The sequence below is a fragment of the Conexibacter stalactiti genome, from assembly GCF_033542075.1.
Classification (GTDB): Bacteria; Actinomycetota; Thermoleophilia; order Solirubrobacterales; family Solirubrobacteraceae; genus Conexibacter; species Conexibacter stalactiti.
In genome coordinates, this window is the sequence record NZ_JAWSTH010000230.1 from 1 (window position 1) to 1,184 (window position 1,184).

The following is a 1,184-nucleotide window of genomic DNA, read 5'->3' on the forward strand; positions in this document are numbered from 1 at the left end:
GAGCCGGCGCCAGGCGCCGACGACCGCCGCCGCGCCGCCGTCGCGGTCGCGCGTGCGCGCAACCTCTTCTGGGGGCTTGACCGCGCGGCGGAGGCCGATGACGCCCTGCGCCGCGCCGAGGCGGCGGTGAGCGATGCGAGCGTGCGCGGCGAGCTGGTCGCGCAGCGGGTGCGGCTGCAGGCCGCGGCCGGCGACCCGCGCGCGGCGCTCGACACGGCGCTGCCGCTGCTCGACGACGACGGCGTGCGCGAGCAGGCGCGGCTGCACGCCGCGACCGGGGCGGTCGAGGCGCTGCTCTCCCGCGGGCGCACCGACGCGGCGCTGGCGCTGGCCGACCGCTGGCTGCCGATCGCCGAGCGTCACCGTGACGAGCTGCCGTGGATCGCGCTCGTGCTGGCGAGCCAGCGCGGCCTCGCGCTGCGGCTGAGCGGCCGGCTGATCGCCGCGACCGACGCCTCCACGCAGGTCTACGACCACGCGGTGCGGCAGCGATCGACGTCGACCCGCGCCGTCGAAGCCGGCATGCTCGGCTACACCTGGCTGGCGCGGGGACGGGTGCGGACGGCCCTGCGGCTGCTGCGCGAGAGCGCCGCCCTGCTGCGCGACGGCGACGCGGCCGGGATGCTGCCGTGGGCGCTGGCCGGCGTGGCGCAGGCCGCGGCCCAGGCGGGCGAGCCGGCGATCGCGGGCGCGGCGGTGCTGGAGCTGGAGCGGGCGCCGCTGGGTCACAAGGGCTTTGAGCCGGAGCTGCCGCTCGCGCGCGCCTGGAGCGCGGCTGCGGCCGGCGAGCTGTCGCGCTCGCGCGCCCACGCGCTGGAGGCGGTCGAGCTGGCTCGCGCCCGCGGCCAGACGGCGCTGGAGCTGCGCGCGCTGCACGAGCTGTGCCGGCTCGGCGACCCGACGAGTGCCGCCCCGGCGCTGGCGCGGCTCGCGCCGCCGGAGGACGCGGCACTCGCGCCGACGCAACCCGCGCCGCCTGCCGACGCGGCCCCCACCGTCGACGGTCCCTTCGCACCGCTCGCCGCCACGCACGCCGCGGCCCTCGTCGCGCGTGACGGGCGCGCGCTGCTGGCGGTCGCCGAGCGGTTCGCCGCGCTCGACGCGCTGCTCGTCGCCGCCGAGGCGGCCGACGCGGCCGCCGCGCTCCATCGCGACGACGGCCGCGCGTCGAGCAAGTCGGAGGC

The 1,184-nt window shown here is 80.3% G+C and carries 1 pseudogene; it reads left to right on the forward strand.

The features are described from left to right. Positions 1–1,184 (forward strand): annotated as a pseudogene (locus R7226_RS31485) (hypothetical protein); the annotation flags it as partial.